Origin of the sequence: Streptomyces sp. NBC_01750 (assembly GCF_035918095.1) — a bacterium.
Classification (GTDB): domain Bacteria; phylum Actinomycetota; class Actinomycetes; order Streptomycetales; family Streptomycetaceae; genus Streptomyces.
In genome coordinates this window covers 3,634,491-3,653,269 of sequence record NZ_CP109137.1, presented here as the reverse complement: position 1 = coordinate 3,653,269, position 18,779 = coordinate 3,634,491, and the positions used below count along the sequence as shown (strand labels likewise).

General features: G+C 69.0%; 16 protein-coding genes, 1 tRNA gene and 1 riboswitch. Of the genes, 11 read left to right on the top strand and 6 right to left on the bottom strand.

What is annotated here, in order from left to right; all coding sequences use genetic code 11:
- The first annotated feature begins 199 nt into the window (after positions 1-199).
- Positions 200-380: riboswitch (cyclic di-AMP (ydaO/yuaA leader) on the top strand.
- A 3-nt stretch (positions 381-383) separates the two neighbouring features.
- The 8 genes from OG966_RS16315 to OG966_RS16280 all read left to right on the top strand — a co-directional run bounded on the left by OG966_RS16315 (position 384) and on the right by OG966_RS16280 (position 9,517).
- Positions 384-1,070: a transglycosylase family protein gene (locus OG966_RS16315; RefSeq protein ID WP_326650369.1), complete on the top strand. Its 687-nt coding sequence runs from the start codon at positions 384-386 to the stop codon at positions 1,068-1,070.
- Positions 1,071-1,351: 281 nt separating this feature from the next.
- The gene (gene eno / locus OG966_RS16310; protein ID WP_326650368.1) at positions 1,352-2,638 is read left to right on the top strand and encodes a phosphopyruvate hydratase; all 1,287 of its coding nucleotides are present in this window, start codon (positions 1,352-1,354) and stop codon (positions 2,636-2,638) included.
- A 139-nt stretch (positions 2,639-2,777) separates the two neighbouring features.
- The gene (locus tag OG966_RS16305) at positions 2,778-3,251 is read left to right on the top strand and encodes an FtsB family cell division protein (RefSeq protein ID WP_326650367.1); all 474 of its coding nucleotides are present in this window, start codon (positions 2,778-2,780) and stop codon (positions 3,249-3,251) included.
- Positions 3,252-3,276: 25 nt separating this feature from the next.
- On the top strand, positions 3,277-3,870 hold the full coding sequence (locus tag OG966_RS16300; protein WP_326650366.1) for a DUF501 domain-containing protein: 594 nt from the start codon (positions 3,277-3,279) through the stop codon (positions 3,868-3,870).
- Positions 3,867-4,781, top strand: a complete 915-nt coding sequence (locus OG966_RS16295; RefSeq protein WP_326650365.1) for a Ppx/GppA phosphatase family protein — start codon at positions 3,867-3,869, stop codon at positions 4,779-4,781. The genes OG966_RS16300 and OG966_RS16295 overlap by 4 nt, the downstream gene beginning before the upstream one ends.
- Before the next feature lie 358 nt (positions 4,782-5,139).
- The gene (locus OG966_RS16290) at positions 5,140-6,537 is read left to right on the top strand and encodes an NAD(P)/FAD-dependent oxidoreductase (RefSeq protein ID WP_326650364.1); all 1,398 of its coding nucleotides are present in this window, start codon (positions 5,140-5,142) and stop codon (positions 6,535-6,537) included.
- A 273-nt stretch (positions 6,538-6,810) separates the two neighbouring features.
- Positions 6,811-8,112 carry a cyclopropane-fatty-acyl-phospholipid synthase family protein gene (locus OG966_RS16285; protein ID WP_326650363.1) on the top strand — a complete coding sequence of 434 codons (1,302 nt, stop codon included), beginning with the start codon at positions 6,811-6,813 and terminating at the stop codon, positions 8,110-8,112.
- A gap of 184 nt (positions 8,113-8,296) precedes the next feature.
- Complete coding sequence (locus OG966_RS16280) at positions 8,297-9,517, top strand: phospholipase D-like domain-containing protein (RefSeq protein WP_326650362.1); 1,221 nt, start codon at positions 8,297-8,299, stop codon at positions 9,515-9,517.
- A gap of 158 nt (positions 9,518-9,675) precedes the next feature.
- Here the strand turns inward: OG966_RS16280 and OG966_RS16275 are convergent, their stop codons facing one another.
- Entirely contained in the window at positions 9,676-12,222 is a 2,547-nt protein-coding gene (locus tag OG966_RS16275; protein ID WP_326650361.1) for an ABC transporter permease, read from the bottom strand.
- A gap of 49 nt (positions 12,223-12,271) precedes the next feature.
- A complete protein-coding gene (locus tag OG966_RS16270) occupies positions 12,272-13,042 on the bottom strand; it encodes an ABC transporter ATP-binding protein (protein ID WP_326650360.1) in 771 nt (256 codons plus the stop codon).
- Between the two features lie 352 nt (positions 13,043-13,394).
- Between OG966_RS16270 and OG966_RS16265 the strand changes: the two genes are divergently transcribed.
- Positions 13,395-13,477, top strand: a tRNA-Leu gene (locus OG966_RS16265).
- Positions 13,478-13,643: 166 nt separating this feature from the next.
- Positions 13,644-14,534 (top strand): Bax inhibitor-1/YccA family protein, encoded by an 891-nt coding sequence (locus OG966_RS16260; protein WP_326650359.1) that lies wholly within the window; start codon positions 13,644-13,646, stop codon positions 14,532-14,534.
- Between the two features lie 81 nt (positions 14,535-14,615).
- Here OG966_RS16260 and OG966_RS16255 read toward each other — a convergent pair whose 3' ends face one another.
- A complete protein-coding gene (locus OG966_RS16255; protein ID WP_326650358.1) occupies positions 14,616-14,846 on the bottom strand; it encodes a DUF4287 domain-containing protein in 231 nt (76 codons plus the stop codon).
- 99 nt (positions 14,847-14,945) lie between these two features.
- Between OG966_RS16255 and OG966_RS16250 the strand changes: the two genes are divergently transcribed.
- Entirely contained in the window at positions 14,946-15,272 is a 327-nt protein-coding gene (locus OG966_RS16250; protein WP_326650356.1) for a hypothetical protein, read from the top strand.
- An 18-nt stretch (positions 15,273-15,290) separates the two neighbouring features.
- Here the strand turns inward: OG966_RS16250 and OG966_RS16245 are convergent, their stop codons facing one another.
- The 3 genes from OG966_RS16245 to OG966_RS16235 all read right to left on the bottom strand — a co-directional run bounded on the left by OG966_RS16245 (position 15,291) and on the right by OG966_RS16235 (position 18,691).
- Positions 15,291-16,106, bottom strand: a complete 816-nt coding sequence (locus tag OG966_RS16245; RefSeq protein ID WP_326655240.1) for a hypothetical protein — start codon at positions 16,104-16,106, stop codon at positions 15,291-15,293.
- 234 nt (positions 16,107-16,340) lie between these two features.
- Complete coding sequence (locus OG966_RS16240; RefSeq protein ID WP_326655239.1) at positions 16,341-17,561, bottom strand: acetyl-CoA C-acetyltransferase; 1,221 nt, start codon at positions 17,559-17,561, stop codon at positions 16,341-16,343.
- A gap of 137 nt (positions 17,562-17,698) precedes the next feature.
- Positions 17,699-18,691, bottom strand: a complete 993-nt coding sequence (locus OG966_RS16235) for an SGNH/GDSL hydrolase family protein (protein ID WP_326650355.1) — start codon at positions 18,689-18,691, stop codon at positions 17,699-17,701.
- Positions 18,692-18,779 lie beyond the last annotated feature (88 nt).

Genomic DNA, 18,779 nt, shown 5'->3' with positions numbered 1-18,779 from the left:
TATCTCGCCCCCCTGATTGGGTCGTTCCGCTTCTCACCTGCGGAAACGAGAGTTCCCTGAGTGGCGGAATGGGCGATTTCTCCCCGATGTTCGTCTTTGAACATCGGGGAGAGCTGTGTCTACGGTCGGAACCGCTCGCCACCGCGGGCACCACTGACCGTCACGCCGAATCCTGCCGCCGGTCGGGGGGAGCAGTCGTTCGCACAGAGCGCCGAAGGCAGGAGCGGGGGACCCAAGGTAAGCGCCGGGCCCGGCCGTTGAGAGCAGTACGCAACGGCCCACGGACCGGCTTGGGGTGAAGTCGCGCCACGACGCGCGGCCGGGCAACTCACTTGGCCCGAACCCGACAGCTCACCTCGCAGGCGTCGGTGAGGAGTCGTTCCATGCTGTTTTCCAGCAAGAGCAAGCACCGCCGCCCGGCCGCTTTGAATCGGACTGCCCGCATCGCCGCGCTCGCCGGTGTCACCGGTGCCGTCGTCGCCGCCCCGCTGATGGGCGCCACCTCGGCCTCCGCCGCGACCGCCTCCGAGTGGGACCAGGTCGCCCAGTGCGAGGCCGGCGGCAACTGGTCCATCAACACCGGCAACGGTTTCTACGGCGGCCTGCAGTTCTCGGCCTCCACCTGGGCCGCGTACGGCGGCACGGCGTACGCCTCCTCCGCCGACCAGGCCTCCAAGTCCCAGCAGATAGCGGTCGCCGAGAAGGTCCTGGCCGGCCAGGGCAAGGGTGCCTGGCCCAACTGCGGCGTCGGCCTGTCCAACACCCCCTTCGACGGCGGCTCCGCCGACTCCGGCACCACGCAGCCCGCCCCGCAGCCCGCCCCGAAGCGCGCCGAGGCCCCCACCACGCGCTCCGAGCGCCCCGCCGCCCCGGTGAAGTCCGCGAAGCCCGCCGCCAAGGGTTTCAAGAAGGGTGACGGCGAGTACAAGGTGAAGGCAGGCGACACCCTGGGCACGATCGCCGAGGCCCAGAAGGTCAAGGGCGGCTGGAAGAAGCTGTTCGACCTCAACAAGGACATCGTCGAGCGCGCCGACGTGATCTTCCCGGGCCAGCAGCTCCACCTGAGCTGACCCCCGGGTCCTGAACGCCCCGGTCCGGCGCGTCTTCCCCCGTACGCGCCGGGCCGGGGCTCTGTCTGTCCCCGGCCGGTACCGGTGGCCGCGGGTCTCTCCGCCGGCCCTCGTGGCGTTACCCGCAGGTAGTTCACGTGCTGTTTGTCCTGCGTCGCGAGTCTTCGCGCCGTTTTTCGTCCCAGCGGGCGGGCAACGGCCGGCCGATGCCGTGGAGCCGGTTAGGCTCATGTCGCAAGGCCAAGAGACCCTGCATTCTCAGCGTCACATCCCAGAAGGAGATGCTCGTGCCGTCCATCGACGTCGTCGTAGCCCGGGAAATCCTGGACTCCCGAGGCAACCCCACGGTCGAGGTCGAGGTTGGCCTCGACGACGGCAGCACGGGCCGTGCTGCTGTTCCGTCCGGCGCCTCCACCGGTGCGTTCGAGGCTCTTGAGCTCCGCGACGGTGACCAGAACCGCTACCAGGGCAAGGGCGTGGAGAAGGCTGTCCTCGCCGTCATCGAGCAGATCGGCCCGGAGCTCGTCGGCTACGACGCCACCGAGCAGCGCCTGATCGACCAGGCGATGTTCGACCTGGACGCCACTCCGGACAAGTCCTCCCTCGGCGCCAATGCCATCCTCGGCGTCTCCCTCGCCGTCGCGCACGCCGCCTCCGAGGCCTCCGACCTGCCGCTCTTCCGCTACCTCGGCGGCCCGAACGCGCACCTGCTGCCCGTTCCGATGATGAACATCCTGAACGGCGGCTCGCACGCCGACTCCAACGTGGACATCCAGGAGTTCATGATCGCGCCGATCGGCGCCGAGTCCTTCTCCGAGGCTCTGCGCTGGGGCGCCGAGGTCTACCACACCCTCAAGTCCGTCCTGAAGACCAAGGGCCTCTCCACCGGCCTCGGCGACGAGGGCGGCTTCGCGCCGAACCTGGAGTCCAACCGCGCCGCCCTGGACCTCATCCTCGAGGCCATCAAGCAGGCCGGTTACGCCCCGGGCAAGGACATCGCGCTCGCGCTCGACGTCGCCGCGTCCGAGTTCTACAAGGACGGCCTGTACGAGTTCGAGGGCAAGTCCCGCTCCGCCGCCGAGATGACCGAGTACTACGAGGAGCTCGTGGCGGCCTACCCGCTCGTCTCCATCGAGGACCCGCTCTTCGAGGACGACTGGGCCGGCTGGAAGGTCCTCACCGACAAGCTGGGCGCCAAGGTCCAGATCGTCGGCGACGACCTGTTCGTCACCAACCCGGAGCGTCTGGCCCGCGGTATCGAGGACGGCGCCGCGAACGCCCTGCTCGTCAAGGTGAACCAGATCGGTTCGCTGACCGAGACCCTGGACGCCGTGGAGCTCGCCCAGCGCAGCGGCTTCAAGTGCATGATGTCCCACCGCTCCGGCGAGACCGAGGACGTCACCATCGCCGACCTGGCCGTCGCCACCAACTGCGGCCAGATCAAGACCGGCGCCCCGGCCCGCTCCGAGCGCGTCGCCAAGTACAACCAGCTGCTGCGTATCGAGGAGATCCTCGACGACGCCGCGGTGTACGCCGGCCGCTCCGCCTTCCCGCGCTTCAAGGGCTGATCACCGGCTGAGGCCCTGCCGTTCGCCCTGTGCATCCAGAGAAGTGAATGGGTCGCAAAGGCGTAGTGAAGCCAAGCGTCCCCGGTCGCGGTCCCGTACCGTGTCCGGGGACGTATGCGCGTAAAGGGGAGGCGAGACCATGGCACGCAAAGGGGACCAGGACCGGTTCTCCACCGCGACCAGGCTGCGGGTGCTCGGCGAGCAGACCGCGGCTCGCGTCTACCGTTCCCAGAACCGCCGGCAGGACCGCCGCTCCCGGCTCACCGGCCGGGCGGCGTTTCTGACCCTGGTGATCTGCTCGCTGGTCGTAGCGCTCGCGTACCCGATGCGTCAGTACGTCTCCCAGCGCGCCGACATCGCCGACCAGAAGCGCCGGATGGGCGACGCCAAGCAGCAGGTCGAGCGGCTCAGGGACGAGAAGGCGCGCCTCCAGGACGACAGGTACGTCGAGCGGCTGGCCCGCGAGCACCTGCACTTCGTGCTTCCGGGAGAGACTGGGTACACGGTGGTCGACCCGGAGGCCGCCGAGCGCCGCCGTACCGACGAAGGGGCGGCGGACCGCCCCTGGTACTCGAACGTCTGGGACGGCGTCGACAACGCCGACCGCAAGTAAGCAGTCAAGTAGAACCAAGGCAGGCATGGAAACGCCCCCTCCCACCACCGACCCCACTCCGCCGACCGACGCGGACATCGCCGCGTTCAAGGAGCAGCTCGGCCGTCCGCCGCGCGGTCTGCGCACGATCGCGCACCGCTGCCCGTGCGGACAGCCGGATGTCGTCGAGACCGCTCCGCGGCTCCCGGACGGCACACCGTTCCCGACGCTGTACTACCTGACCTGCCCGCGGGCCGCGTCGGCGATCGGCACGCTCGAGGCGAACGGCGTCATGAAGGAGATGACCGACCGTCTCGCGACCGACCCGGAGCTGGCTGCCGCATACCGCGCCGCCCACGAGGACTACATCGCGCGCCGCGACGCCATCGACGTGCTGCAGGGCTTCCCCAGCGCGGGCGGCATGCCCGACCGGGTGAAGTGCCTGCACGTGCTGGTCGCCCACTCGCTCGCGGCCGGCCCCGGGGTCAACCCGCTGGGCGACGAGGCGATCGCCCTGCTCCCCGAGTGGTGGCGCAAGGGCCCCTGTGTCGCGCCTTGCGGAGAGGTCGCGCCCGGGGAAGAGGTCGCGTCCGGTGAAGACGGGGACGTCGCGTCCGGTGAAGAAGGGGACAAGGAGTGACCCGGGTCGCCGCCATCGACTGCGGTACGAACTCCATCCGCCTCCTCGTCGCCGACGCGGACCGGGAGACGGGCGAGCTGGTCGACCTGGACCGGCGGATGATCATTGTCCGGCTGGGCCAGGGCGTGGACCGCACCGGACGGCTCGCGCCCGAGGCGCTGGAGCGGACCTTCGCCGCCTGCCGCGAGTACGCCGCCGTCATCAAGGAGCACGGTGCCGAGAAGCTCCGCTTCGTGGCCACCTCCGCCTCGCGTGATGCCGAGAACCGTGACGAGTTCGTCCGCGGCGTCCTCGACATCCTCGGCGTCGAGCCCGAGGTGATCACCGGCGATCAGGAGGCGGAGTTCTCCTTCACCGGTGCCACCGGGGGCCTGCCCGGCCACGAGGAGCGTCTGGTCGTGGACATCGGGGGCGGCTCGACCGAGTTCGTCGTCGGCGAGGAGCGCGTGCTGGCCGCGCGGTCGGTCGACATCGGCTGCGTACGGCTGACGGAGCGGCACATCCACAACGATCCGCCGACGGCCGGCGAGATCGCCGCGATCCGCTCGGACATCCGGGCCGCGCTCGACGTGGCGGAGGAGACCGTCCCGCTCCGCGAGGCGCGCACCCTGGTCGGTCTCGCCGGATCGGTGACGACGGTCGCGGGGATCGCGCTCGGCCTCGACTCGTACGACTCGGCGAAGATCCACCACGCCCGGATCCCGTACGAGCAGGTGGTCAGGATCAGCGACACGCTGCTGGAGTCCACTCATGAACAGCGCGCCGCGTACCGGGTCATGCACCCGGGCCGGGTGGATGTCATCGGCGCCGGAGCGCTGGTACTGAGGGAGATCATGGAGCGGATCGGCGCGCGCGAAGTGGTCGTCAGCGAGCACGACATCCTCGACGGGATCGCCTGGTCCGTCGCCTAGAGACCGGTCTTTCGACTGCGGCGCGACGAACTTCGTGAAGTTCTTCACAAGGAATTGGGCCATGTTGGGGGCCGTGGGGGGTCGAAAGCCCTCCGCGGCTCGCCCGGCGGCCCCGAGCACGCGCATTCCGGACAGAACCAGGAGTGTCGCGGGGGAGTGAACCAGGGCAGTGGTCCACCCCCGGAAGGCCCCTTAGGGGCCAGCTCACGAGGGGCGAACAATGTTTGCCTTTACACCGTGGTCCCCCTCCGGCGCCATGACCTCGGTCACGTGGGCGGGGCAGTGTAGCAGAGGTATGCCGAGACCTTGTGAAGGGGCTCACGAGCACCCCCTCCAAGGGGGGTGGATACTCGATGGCATGAGCACCACGGAGCGTCCCAGGATCCTCGTTGTAGGCGGTGGGTACGTAGGCCTGTACGCAGCTCGACGCATTCTGAAGAAGATGCGTTACGCGGAAGCGACCGTCACGGTCGTGGATCCGCGCTCGTACATGACGTACCAGCCCTTCCTCCCCGAAGCCGCCGCCGGCAGCATCTCGCCGAGGCACGTCGTCGTACCGCTGCGACGCGTCCTGCCCAAGGCCGAGGTGCTCACCGGTCGGGTTACCACCATCGATCAGGACCGCAAGGTCGCCACGATCTCGCCGCTCGTCGGCGAGGCGTACGAGCTGCCCTTCGACTACCTGATCGTCGCGCTCGGCGCGGTCTCCCGCACCTTCCCGATCCCCGGCCTCGCCGAGCAGGGCATCGGTATGAAGGGCATCGAGGAGGCCATCGGCCTGCGCAACCACGTTCTCGAGCAGCTCGACAAGGCCGACTCGACGACCGATGAGGACGTTCGCCGCAAGGCGCTCACCTTCGTCTTCGTGGGCGGTGGCTTCGCCGGCGCCGAGACCATCGGCGAGGTGGAGGACCTGGCGCGCGACGCGGCCAAGTACTACACGAACGTCAAGCGCGAGGACATGCGCTTCATCCTGGTCGACGCGGCCGACAAGATCCTTCCCGAGGTGGGCCCGAAGCTGGGCAAGTACGGCAAGGAGCACCTCGAGGGCCGCGGCATCGAGATCTACCTGTCGACGTCGATGGACTCCTGCGTGGACGGCCACGTGGTGCTGAAGAACGGCCTCGAGGTCGACTCCAGCACCATCGTGTGGACCGCCGGTGTGAAGCCGAACCCGGCGCTGGTCCGCTACGGCCTGCCGCTGGGACCCCGCGGCCACGTCGACACCACGACGACGCTGCAGGTCCAGGGCACCGACTACGTCTGGGCCGCCGGCGACAACGCCCAGGTCCCGGACCTCGCGGCCCGCAAGGCCGGCGTGGAGAACGCCTGGTGCCCGCCGAACGCGCAGCACGCGCTGCGTCAGGCGCGGCTCCTCGGCGACAACGTCATCTCCGGTATGCGGGGCTTCCCGCAGAAGGAGTACAGCCACGCCAACAAGGGTGCGGTGGCCGGTCTCGGCCTGCACAAGGGCGTCGCGATGATCGTCATGGGCAAGGTGAAGATCAAGCTCAAGGGCCGGCTCGCCTGGTACATGCACCGTGGCTACCACGGCATGGCGATGCCGACCTGGAACCGCAAGATCCGCGTCTTCGCCGACTGGACGCTTGCGATGTTCCTCAAGCGTGAGGTCGTCTCCCTCGGCGCGATGGAGACGCCGCGCGAGGAGTTCTACGAGGCTGCGAAGCCGGCACCGGCGGCCGTACCGAAGCCGGAAGTGCAGAAGGCGGAAGCCGAGAAGGCCAAGGCCTCCTAGCCGCAGCAACACGTCCTGCCCCGAAGGGGTCGCCCGCCATCCGTGGTGCGGGCGGCCCCTTCGGCGTGCGCGGTACACCTCTCCGTTGCGGAGGGCCTCAGGCAGCCGGCCCGTCGTCCGGACGGGTATGTGTGGCATGCAGGTGATTTGCTCGGGCATTGCGTGATGTCGGGAAGCGCGCAGGGTGGTCGGATTGTTCTCTGGAGTGCACCGCGCAGCTTCGGGGCGTGGTGCGCAGCATTTCTGGGATCCACCGTCACGGAGGTGTGCGCCATGGCCGACGCCGCGCTGCGGCTGACCACTCTTGCCGAGGAGTTGCTCGGCGACCCGCTACCGGTCCGCATCCGGGCCTGGGACGGCAGCGAGTCCGGGCCGCCAGGCACTCCCGTTCTCGTCATCCGGCACCGGCGTGCGCTGCGCCGGCTGTTGTGGCGGCCGGGAGAGCTGGGGCTGGCCCGGGCCTGGGTGGCCGGGGAGATTGATGTGGACGGCGATCTGTACACCGCGCTCGACCTGCTCGCAGGGGTCCTGTGGGAGCGCGGCGGCGAGACCAAGGACCGGGTCCACGCCCTCCGCGACCCGCGGCTGCGCGCCGCCGCCCGCGGGCTGCTGAAGATCGGCGGGACGCTGCCGCCGCCGCCCCCGCCCGCCGAGGAAGTCCGGCGGCGCGTGGGGCCGCTGCACACCAAGCGCCGTGACAAGCAGGCCATCAGCCACCACTACGACGTCGGCAACGACTTCTACGCGCTGATGCTCGGGCCGTCGATGGTCTACTCGTGTGCGTACTGGGAGCACGAGGACAGCCGTCTCGAAGACGCTCAGCGCGACAAGCTCGACCTCATCTGCCGCAAGCTCGCCCTGAAGGAGGGGGACCGGCTCCTCGACGTCGGCTGCGGCTGGGGTGCCATGGCGATCCATGCCGCCCGCGAGTACGGCGTCCAGGCAATCGGCGTCACCCTCTCCCATGAGCAGGCCGCCTTCGCCCGCAAGCGCATCGCCGAAGAGGGCCTCACCGACCGGATCGAGATCCGGGTTCAGGACTACCGGGACGTCAGGGACGGTCCGTACGACGCCATTTCCTCCATCGGTATGGCCGAACACGTCGGTGAGGTCCGCTACCACGAGTACGCCGAGCAGCTCTTCTCGCTCCTCAAGCCCGGCGGCCGACTGCTCAACCATCAGATCGCCCGCCGTCCCGAGAGGGACGAATCCACCTACCAGGTGGACGAGTTCATCGACCGGTACGTTTTCCCGGACGGCGAGCTGGCCCCGCTCGGCCGTACCGTGGGCACGCTCGAGGAAGCCGGCTTCGAGGTCCGCGACGTCGAGTCGATCCGCGAGCACTACGCGCTCACGCTGCGCCACTGGGTTGCCGGCCTGGAGGCCAACTGGCGCAAGGCGGTGCGGCTGAGCACTCCTGGCCGCGCCCGTGTCTGGCGGCTCTATATGGCCGCCTGCGCGATCTCCTTCGAGCGCAACAGGATCGGGGTCAACCAGATCCTGGCCGTGAGGACGCCGGAGAGCGGCAACTCCCGGCTGCCGCTGCGTACGCGCGAATGGAACGGGACCGGGTGAGCCGACCGGGGGTCAACTGCCCTTCACCAGGGCGAGGTTGATACGTTCGACCCTTCAGGCTCGGAGATCGGGGCGGGGGCGCTGAGGCCGAAAGGCCCCGCGCCCCCGCCTTCTTTTGTGTGCGCACGGGCGCACCCCGCTGTCTGATTTGTCATGTATGCGTAATAATGAAAGGAAGAGCCACTTGCGCCGCCACACGAGATGGCTTCTGGGCCTCACCGCCGCGCTCCTGTCCGCCGCCACGCTCTCCACGGCCACCGCCTCCGCGGGAACCGACGCGCTCGCCGTCACCACGACCGCCACCTTCAACAACCCGGCAGGTACCACCGCCGAACAGGACAAGGTCCGCGACCACATCGTGAACCTGATCAATGACGCCCAGTCGGGCACCTCGATCACGGTGTCGATGTACAACTTCACCGACGATGTCGTCAGTGACGCGCTGGTCGCCGCCAAGCAGCGCGGCGTCTCGGTCCGGGTGATCCTCGACCACACCACCCTGACAACGGACGGGAACGAGTACGCCACGCTCACCGGCGGACTGGGCACCGACCGCACCAAGACCTCGTGGGTCTACGCCTGTCCCGCCGGACGCGGCTGCATCGGCAGCCGGAAGCTGCCCGGCGACGACGGCGCGATCAACCACAACAAGATCTTCCTGTTCTCCCGGGTGGGAGGCGCGGACAATGTGGTCGTACAGGCCTCGGCCAATATGACCGGCCTCCAGCGCACCGAGCTCTTCAACAACGCGGTGACGATCGTCGACTCCGGGCTCTACGGCATCTATCAGGCCTACTTCGCCGACCTGCTCAAGTACGGCACATCGAGCGGTCTGAGCGACTACTACCAGACCCCGTCGAGCGGCCCGTACAAGGCGTACTTCTTCCCGCGCAAGGAAACCGCGGGCACCCAGTTCGACGGCGACGCCGCCACCGACACCGTCAAGCTGATCCTCGACAAGGTCGGCTGCGCCGGCGGCACCGAAGTACGGATGGCGGCCAACCTCTTCTACCGCAAGGAGGTCGCCACCAAGCTCGTCTCTCTCGTGGGCGCCGGCTGCTCCGTGAGCCTTGCACACGACGGGAACCCGGGAACGGCGGATACGCCGGGCTCGCTGGGCAAGACCGTGGAGGGCATCATCTCCGGCAAGCTCACCAAGCGCGTGGAGTGCTGGGAGAACTCGCCGTCGGGCGCCAAGATCGGTCTGCACTCCAAGTACCTGATGGTCAGCGGCACATACGACGGGGTGGCCGGCAAGAAGCTGGTCTGGACGGGCAGTCACAACTACTCGTATCAGGCGCTCCGCTCCAACGACGAGACACTGCTCAAGATCGACAACGTGGCGCTCTACAACCAGTTCAAGACCAACCACGACCAGCTGATGAGCTACTGCGCCGGCACCTGACGGCGTCGGGCGGCGATCCGGGCGCCCGCGATCAGGACACACCTGATCCGGGCGCCCGCGATCAGGACACACGTGTTCCGGGCGCGAGGGATCCGGACGGGAGCACAAGGGGCCCCGCGACCTGCCCAGGTCGCGGGGCCCCTTGTGGCGTACCGGACTTACTCGGTCTTGATCGCCGTGAGCATGTTCAGCCTGGCGGCACTGCGCGCCGGCCACAGCGCGGCCAGCACCCCGACCACACCGGCGAGCAGCAGGAAGATCCCGATCCGGTCCCACGGCACGACCAGCGCGTACCCGGGGATCTCCTTCCTGATCGTCTCGCCGATCGCCCAGGCCAGGAAGGACCCGAGCCCGACACCGATCACCGCGCCGAAGACCGAGATCACCACCGCTTCCAGGCGGATCATCCGCTTGACCTTGCCGCGGTCCAGGCCGATCGCGCGCAGCATGCCGATCTCCTGCTGACGCTCGAAGACGGACATCGCGAGGGTGTTGATGACGCCGAGCACCGCGATGATCAGGGCCATCGCCAGCAGTCCGTACATGATGTTCAGCGCGGTGTTGATGAAGCCGCCGAACGTGTTCCGGATGTCCTGCTGGTCCTTGATGCTCATCGCCGGGCTGTCACCCAGCGCGTTCACCAGCGCCTGCTCGTTCGCCTCGGTCGGTCCGCCGTCCATCTTCACCCAGACCTCGGGGATGTACGGCTTCGCCTCGTACGGAGCGACGACGTCCGTGGACAGCAGCACCGGCGAGAGGAACTCGTTGTCGGTGTAGACCGCGCCGACCGTCAGGTTCTTCGTCTCGGCCTTGCCGCCGTCACTGTCGTTCCCGAACTTCACCGCCAGCGAGTCACCGGTCTTCCAGCCGTTGGACTTCGCGGTCTTCTCGGCGACCGCGATCCGGCCCTTGCCGAGGGTGGCCATGGAGCCGGAGACCGTCTTGAGGTCGAAGACCTTCTCCACGTCGCCCGGAGTGACGGCGGAGGCGGAGTGCCATTCGCCCTTGATCTCCAGTGAGGTGGCCTGCTGCGGGGAGACCGCGCTGACGCCCTTCGCCTTCTCCAGCGCGGTCAGCGCCGACTTGTCCAGCGCACCGCCGCCGGCCATCGTCACCATGTAGTCGGCCTTGATGTTGTCCGTGGTCATCTTGTCCACGGCACGGCCCATCGTGACGCCGAGCACCGAGAGGCCGGTGACCAGGGTCAGGCCGATGGCCAGCGCCGAGGCGGTGGCTCCGGTACGGCGCGGATTACGGACCGCGTTCTGGCCGGCCAGCTTGCCGGACACCCCGAACACACGGTGCAGCAGCGGACGCGCCAGCGCGATCACGGGACGGGACAGCAGCGGAATCAGCACGATGATGCCGATCATCGCCAGGAACGCGCCGGCCCCGATGAGCATCCGGCCGTCCTTGCCGGCCGCCGCGCCGCCGAGGATGCCGGCCGCGCCGAGCAGCGTGATCGCGCCACCGATGGAGTTCCGTACGACCAGCGACTTGGTGGTCGCCACCGCGTGCACGCTGCTCATCGCCGCCACCGGCGGGATCTTCGCGGCCCGGCGGGCGGGCAGCCACGCGGCGAGCACGGTGACCAGCACACCGACCGCGAGGGCGGAGGCGATCGCGGTCGGCGAGATGATCAGCGGACCCGCGGGCACCTTCGCACCGAAGGTGCTCATCGCGGAACGCAGCCCGGTCGCCAGCCCGATGCCGAGAACGAAACCGATCACGGAGGCGAGCGCGCCGACGACCAGCGCCTCGAGCATCACCGAGCGCTTGACCTGGCGGCGCGACGCACCGACGGCGCGCATCAGCGCCAGCTCCCTGGTGCGCTGGGCGACCAGCATGGTGAAGGTGTTGGCGATGAGGAAGACGCCGACGAAGAGTGCGATGGCGGCGAAGGCGAGCAGCATCGTGTTGAGGTTGGACAGTCCTTCCTCGATCATCCTGGCCTGGTCGTCGGCGAGCTGCTTGCCGGTCTGTGCCTCGGCGTCCTTGGGCAGCAGCGGCGCGACCTCGTCCAGGATCTTCTGGTCGGAGGCTCCGGCCGTGGCGGCGACGGTGACGTCCTTGAAGTAGCCGGGCTGCAGGTACAGCTTCTGCGCGACCGGAGTGTCGAAGAGGACGAGGCTGCCGCCGGCGTTGACCCCGCCGTCCTCGGTGGTGAAGACACCGGAGAGGGTGTACTCCTTCACCGGGCCGTTGGTCGCGACCCGCACGGTGTCCCCGACCCGGTACTCGCCCTTGGCCGCGGAGTCCTGGTCGAGGGCGATCTGACCGTCCTTCACCGGGCCGGAGCCGTCGGTGAAGGTGTACTGGGCGTCCTTGCCGTCCTTGCCGGGGGCGAAGTTCGCACCGGTGTTGGACCAGCCGTTGCCGATCAGCTTGCCGTCCTGGTCGGCGACGCCGGCGAAGCCGGAGACCCGCCCGGTGGCGTCGGCGACCCCGTCCAGACTCCGGATCTTCTCCAGGGTCCTGGTGTCGATCCCGGCCTTCTTCTTGCCGTCGCTCTGGCCGGTGTACGTGGTGACGGCGACCGCGACGTTGTCGTAGCTCTTGGCCGACTGCTTGCGGTAGGCGTTGCCGAGGGTGTCGGTGAATACCAGGGTGCCGGAAACGAAGGCCACGCCGAGCATCACGGCGAGTACGGTCATCAGCAGTCTGGCCTTGTGCGCGAGCACATTGCGCAGGGCGGTACGGAACATGTCTGTGTCAGTCCTGTGTGAGAGCCGGAGTCTGCGTGTCAGCGGTCGTTCAGCTGGTCCGGCCCTTGGCGTCGAACTCCTTCATCCGGTCGAGGACGCCGTCCGCGGTGGGGTGCAGCATCTCGTCGACGATCCGGCCGTCGGCCAGGAAGATCACCCGGTCGGCGTAGGAGGCGGCCACCGGGTCGTGCGTGACCATGACGACGGTCTGCCCCAGCTCCCGTACGGAGTTGCGCAGGAAGCCCAGTACCTCCGCGCCGGAGCGCGAGTCCAGGTTTCCGGTCGGCTCGTCACCGAAGATGATCTCCGGCTGCGAGGCCAGGGCGCGGGCGACGGCGACGCGCTGCTGCTGGCCGCCGGAGAGCTCGGTGGGGCGGTGGCTGAGGCGGTCCTGCAGGCCCACCATCTCGATGACCTGCTGCAGCCACTGCTTGTCGGGCTTGCGGCCCGCTATGTCCATCGGGAGGGTGATGTTCTCCAGACCGGTCAGCGTCGGCAGCAGGTTGAACGCCTGGAAGATGAAGCCGATCTTGTCCCGGCGCAGCTGGGTCAGCTGCTTGTCCTTGAGCGACCCGAGCTCGGTCTCACCGATCCGTACGGACCCGGAGCTGAAGCTGTCCAGTCCGGCCACGCAGTGCATCAGCGTGGACTTGCCGGAGCCCGACGGGCCCATGATCGCGGTGAACTCCGCCTGCCGGAAGTCCACGGTGACCCGGTCCAGCGCGACCACCTGGGTCTCGCCCTGTCCGTACACCTTGGACAGATCCGTGGCGCGGGCGGCCACTGCGGTGGCGCGGTGAGCGAGGGGGGTGGTGGTCACGAGGTGAGCTCCTGTCGAGGTGTGCTGAGGGGACCACCCCATCCTGTCCGGCGCCCCGCCGCGGATCGTCAGTCCCGGTGCCCGTTCCCGGGGCCCACTTGGGTCGGACCGCGCGGCCCGTCCCTCCTCCTTTGGTATGACGGCGTCCCTGAGACGCGGGGAGGCGAGTTTCCGTCATTCCCTGGTGGGTGCGGGGGCGGCCGGCGGCCGTGCGGGGCGGGTAGGAATGCCCTCCTACCTGCACTGACGCACCCTCAGAAGCCAATAAAATAAGACAACATCGGGCCACAGGGCCCGCAGGGAGGTAGATCAACCCGGATAGGCTCAGGGGCTGAAGCGGACCGCACGCCATGCCCGGATGGTGGAATGCAGACACGGCGAGCTTAAACCTCGCTGCCCCTCGGGGGCGTGCCGGTTCAAGTCCGGCTCCGGGCACTTCATCGCCCGTTCCACCTGCCGCTGACCGCCCCGGCGGGGCGCCGTCCTGGATGCGGTCCCGGTCACGATCCTGGAAAGATCCTCCCCGAGCACTAGAGTGTTCCTTTTGCCTTCGCATTACTCTTATCGTCAAGGCCGCGCAGGGTGGCCATGGAGGAGTGAAATGAGGAGCAGTAACCCGGTCTTCTCGCGACGGGGGTTCAGCCGCGACAACGGCTACGCGGGGTTCAACGCGCAGCAGCCGCAGGCCGGGGGCCCCGCCGTAGGAAGCAACCCCTACGCCCAGGGCACGGGCTACCCGTACGCGACCAACCCTTACGCACCGGCGGACACGCAGTACGGCGCCGGTCCGCAGGCTCCCGCCCGCCCCAATGCGATGACCATCGACGATGTCGTGGCGCGTACCGCCATGACGCTCGGTACGGTCGTCCTCACCGCGGTGCTCGCCTGGGTCCTGCTGCCCGTCGACGCGGCCAATATCGGCAAGTCGTACGGCATCGCGATCGGCGCGGCCCTGGTCGCCATGGTCCTTTCGCTCATCCAGGCGTTCAAGCGCAAGCCGGTGCCGGCGCTCATCCTGGCCTACGCGGCCTTCGAGGGTGTCTTCCTCGGAGTGATCTCCAGCGCCGTCAGCACCTACATCGGCCCGGGCACGGTGGTGCAGGCCGTCATGGGCACCATGTGTGTCTTCGTCGGTGTGCTCATCGCGTACAAGACCCGGCTCATCCGGGTCAACCGCCGCTTCTACGGCTTCGTGATGGCAGCAGCCATCGGCTTCCTGCTGCTCATGGCCGTGAACCTGCTGTTCGCCGTGTTCGGCGGCGGTGACGGCCTCGGCTTCCGCAGCGGGGGCCTCGGCATCCTCTTCGGTGTCATCGGCATCCTCCTCGGCGCGTGCTTCCTGGCCCTCGACTTCAAGCAGGTCGAGGACGGGGTCACGTACGGCGCTCCGCGCGAGGAGTCCTGGCTGGCGGCCTTCGGCCTCACCATGACCCTGGTGTGGATCTACCTGGAGATGCTGCGACTGCTGTCGATCCTCAACGGCGACGACTGACGCAGCCGGCTGTACTTGTGCGAAGGGCCCGCAGGCAACCGCCTGTGGGCCCTTCGGCGGTTTCGGCACTCCTGGAGCGGGCTAGAGCAGTTTGCGGGCTGCCCGCCTCAGGTCGTACTCATGGATGATCGCTTTGGCATGTCCGTAGGCGAGGTTGTGCTCGCTCCGGAGCCAGCTGACCTTCTCCTCGAAGCGGAAGAGCGATGGCCCTTCATCGACGGTGCGAAGCCAGTCGGAGATTTCACGACCGGTGCAGTGGGGGATTCGGGAGAGCAGATTTCGATGGGTCTCATCGGAGAAGACTTGGGACATCGGCGCCTCCGGACGCGTTGCGCGTGTGCTCCTTCCCGCCACCGTGCCTGAGCGTTCGCGTATTGGCAACAGTCCGGGGGCGGCGCGTAGGGTCGCGGCGTGTTTGATACGACTGAGCTGACGGCCGCCGTGGACCGCTTCGCCGACCGGTTGCGGGCGGCCCCGCAGAGCCGTCTGCGGCGTGGTGCGGCCGCCGAAGGGCTGGCACTGGCCAGGGAATTGGCGCTGCGGGCCCAGCGGATCGAAACCCCGGACAGGGCGCCGCGGATCATGCCCGACGTGGGTCTGTTCGCGGTTGCGGATCAACTGATTGTGGCCGGGCATGATTTGGCCGAGGCATTGCGAGCGGCCCCGTCCGGTTCCCTGGCGCAGGTGGACGAGGCCGTGAGTCTGGTGCGGGCGGCAGCGGCCCGGGCGGGGCTGTAGCCCGGCCGGGGGACCGGGCTAGAGGGACGCGATCACGCGGTCCGCGAGGATGTACACGCTCTCCTCGCCGCACGCGAAGGTCAGGGCGTAAGCGCCGGAGACACCGGAGCCGCCCAGCAGCACCGGGCCGTCGCCCACGCGCACCGCCTCGGCGAGCCTCTCCGCCGTCTCCCGGTGGCCGGGGGTCAGACAGAGCGTCGTGCCGTCGGCGAAGGCGTAGACGTCGAGCGTGCCGAGCGGGCCGGGACGTACGTCCGTGAGCTCGGTACCCGTCTCCGCGAGCTCCTCGAGGCGCGCCACGGTGCGCTCGTGGTCGGTGACCACCGGTGTCTGGACCGGCACGAAGTCGGGGTGCGAGGGGTGGCGGCGGCGGGCGGCGGCCAGCTCCGGGGAGTCCTCGGCGAACTCCGTCACCTCGGGCAGGTCCGCCAGGTCGTCGAACGCCTCGGCCGCCTCGAAGTCCATCGCCTCCAGGCCGACGAAGTCCGCCTGGCGTGGTACGTAGAACGGGAGCTCCTCGCCGGGCGAGGACAGGCCGCCGAGCAGCGAGGGGGCGTCCGCCGCGTCGCGGGTCTCCTGCGCCGCCCAGAAGGCACGGGCCTCGGCCAGCTCCCGCTCCCGCTCCTCGGCGAGTGCCTCCGCGACGGCGGCGCGTATCTCGGCGGCGGGGGCGGAGCGAGCCTGCGGTACGACCGCGAGGCGGCTGCTGCCGTGCGTCGCGGCCAGCTCCGCGCGCAGAGCGGTTACCTGCCCGCGCAGACGGTGTGCGGCGTGCAGGGCGGCGGCCCCCACGGCCGTGGCGGTGGCCGTGGTAAGCAGCAGGACAAGAGGCATGGCGCTCACTGACTTACTCCCGGTTTCATCGATCCCCCCCGACTTCCTACATCAGCTTGCGGTGAACCCGCTCGTCCTGTCAGTGCATTACGTCACGAATTGGACAGGACTTTTGCCCCCGTGTTTAGCGGGAAAACCACTCTGACCTGGGGAAACGAATCTCCCCCAGGGGATAGGTCACATCCTGGGGGAGATTCAGTCACGACTTGAGCTCCGAAGGGCCCGAGAAGTGCCTCAGCTCAGGCGCTCGATGACCATCGCCATGCCCTGGCCGCCGCCCACGCACATGGTCTCCAGAGCGAACTGCTTGTCGTGGAACTGCAGGCTGTTGATGAGCGTGCCGGTGATCCGCGCGCCCGTCATGCCGAAGGGGTGGCCTACGGCGATGGCGCCACCGTTGATGTTCAGCTTGTCCAGCGGGATGCCGAGGTCCTTGTAGGAGGGGATCACCTGGGCGGCGAAGGCCTCGTTGATCTCGAACAGGTCGATGTCGTCGACGGACAGTCCGGCGCGGGACAGGGCCTGCTTGCTGGCCTCGACGGGTCCGTAGCCCATGATCTCGGGGGAGAGGCCGGAGACACCGGTGGAGACGATCCGCGCCAGCGGGGTAAGGCCGAGCTCCCGTGCCTTGGTGTCGCTCATGATGACGAGCGCCGCGGCGCCGTCGTTGAGCGGGCAGCAGTTGCCGGCCGTGACCAGGCCGTCGGGACGGAAGACGGGCTTGAGGCCCTCCACGGCCTCCAGGGTGACTCCGGCGCGCGGGCCGTCGTCCTTGGAGACGACCGTGCCGTCCGGGGTCGTCACCGGAGTGATCTCGCGCTCCCAGAAGCCGTTCTTGATGGCTTCCTCGGCGAGGTTCTGCGACCGTACGCCGAACTCGTCCATCTCCCGGCGGGTCACGCCCTTCAGGCGGGCCAGGTTCTCGGCGGTCTGGCCCATCGCGATGTACGCGTCGGGCATCAGCCCGTCCTCGCGCGGGTCGTGCCAGCCCGCGCCCTCGCTCTGGGCGACGGCGGCGGTACGGGCCTGGGCCTCGTCGAAGAGGGGGTTCTGGGTGCCCGGCATCCCGTCGGAGGAGCCCTTGACGGTGCGGGACACCGTCTCGACACCGGCCGAGATGAAGACGTCGCCCTCGCCGGCCTTGATGGCGTGCAGCGCCATGCGGGAGGTCTGCAGGGACGAGGAACAGTAGCGGGTGATGGTGCAGCCCGGCAGGTGGTCCATGCCCATCTGCACAGCCACGATGCGACCCAGGTTGTGCCCCTGCTCGCCGCCGGGACCGCCGCAGCCGAGCATCAGGTCGTCGATGTCGCGCGGGTCGAGCTCGGGCACCTTGGCGAGCGCGGCCTTGATGATCTCGGCGGTCAGGTCGTCCGGCCGTACCTCCTTCAAGGACCCCTTGAAGGCGCGACCGATGGGTGAGCGGGCAGCGGAGACGATCACGGCTTCGGGCATCACGGACTCCATGAGGGCGAGGGTACGCAGGACTGTCTGGGAAGTTACCCGTACGTATCGCCTGGGTCACCGTGCGGACCGTGTGATGCGGACCTCTTTTCTAAGCGTCCGCTCAGTCCGGACGTTCCGGTGTCCGTTTACGCCCGGTGTGCCTCCGATGCCGCCGGCTCGGTCGTCGGTGACGGCGCCGGGAGGCGCCTGCGCCTGCGGTGCTTCAGCAGTGCCCATGGCGCCCTCGCGGCCGTGACCTCGGTGCCCGCCTCCGCCGCCGCTGTCGCAGCCGCCCTGGCAACCGGCAGCATGCCTTCGTTGCGGTCCGCCTCCGGGTGGTCCGACTCCGGCCACAGGCCCAGCACCGCGCAGAGCGTCGGCAGCATCGCCATCGCCGCCGTCGCGTATCCCTCCGCCGAGGGGTGGTAGTTGTCGGCGCCGAACATCTCGCGCGGGTTCGCCGCGAATTCTGGGCCCAGCAGGTCGCCCAGCGACACCGTGCGGCCGCCCTGCTCCACCACCACGATCGTCTGGGCCGCGGCCAGCTGCCGCGAGACCCGGCGGGCCAGCCAGCGCAGCGGCTGGTACACCGGCTCGATCGTGCCCAGATCGGGGCAGGTGCCCACCACCACCTCCGCGCCCGCCGTACGCAGCCTGCGCACCGCGGAGGACAGATACCGGACGGATTGCGTGGGTGGCATCCGGTGCGTGACGTCATTCGCGCCAATCATGATCACGCAGACGTCGGGCGTACGGGTCCGGTCCGCCAGCAGCAGCGTGACCTGGCGGTCCAGATCGTCCGACATCGCGCCCGGAAGCGCGATATTGAGTACCTCCACCGGCCGCTCCGCCACCGCCGCCAGGCCCGACGCGAGCAGCGCCCCCGGCGTCTGGCCGGCCCGGCGCACGCCCTGACCGGCCGCCGTCGAGTCGCCGAGTACTACCAGGAGCAGCGGATCCGAGCGCCCGAAGTCCAGCCCGTACATGCCGTCGCCGCGCGGCGGGACGGGGGCCTTGCCTCCGCCCACCGAGCGTTTCGCCAGCTGTACCTCGGCCAGCACCAGCCCCACGGCCGCCGCCCCGAGCAGCCCGATGCTGCCACCGCCGTAGGCCGCACCAGCGGCGATGCGTCGTGCCACCCTCGCCCTCGACACAGTCCGAGCCACCTCCTCGTAGCCACCTCGTAGCCGAACGTCAGCCATCGGCGGTCATCAGCTAACTGCCCCG

Excerpts from the sequence above, each read along its gene's own strand:
- OG966_RS16275 (WP_326650361.1), bottom strand. The coding sequence starts at position 12,222 with ATGTTCCGTACCGCCCTGCGCAATGTGCTCGCGCACAAGGCCAGACTG.
- OG966_RS16255 (WP_326650358.1), bottom strand. The coding sequence starts at position 14,846 with ATGTCCCAAGTCTTCTCCGATGAGACCCATCGAAATCTGCTCTCCCGA.
- OG966_RS16300 (WP_326650366.1), top strand. The coding sequence starts at position 3,277 with ATGGAAACGCCCCCTCCCACCACCGACCCCACTCCGCCGACCGACGCG.
- OG966_RS16245 (WP_326655240.1), bottom strand. The coding sequence starts at position 16,106 with ATGCCTCTTGTCCTGCTGCTTACCACGGCCACCGCCACGGCCGTGGGG.
- OG966_RS16290 (WP_326650364.1), top strand. The coding sequence starts at position 5,140 with ATGAGCACCACGGAGCGTCCCAGGATCCTCGTTGTAGGCGGTGGGTAC.
- OG966_RS16315 (WP_326650369.1), top strand. The coding sequence starts at position 384 with ATGCTGTTTTCCAGCAAGAGCAAGCACCGCCGCCCGGCCGCTTTGAAT.
- OG966_RS16305 (WP_326650367.1), top strand. The coding sequence starts at position 2,778 with ATGGCACGCAAAGGGGACCAGGACCGGTTCTCCACCGCGACCAGGCTG.
- eno (WP_326650368.1), top strand. The coding sequence starts at position 1,352 with ATGCTCGTGCCGTCCATCGACGTCGTCGTAGCCCGGGAAATCCTGGAC.
- OG966_RS16285 (WP_326650363.1), top strand. The coding sequence starts at position 6,811 with ATGGCCGACGCCGCGCTGCGGCTGACCACTCTTGCCGAGGAGTTGCTC.
- OG966_RS16240 (WP_326655239.1), bottom strand. The coding sequence starts at position 17,561 with ATGCCCGAAGCCGTGATCGTCTCCGCTGCCCGCTCACCCATCGGTCGC.
- OG966_RS16260 (WP_326650359.1), top strand. The coding sequence starts at position 13,644 with ATGAGGAGCAGTAACCCGGTCTTCTCGCGACGGGGGTTCAGCCGCGAC.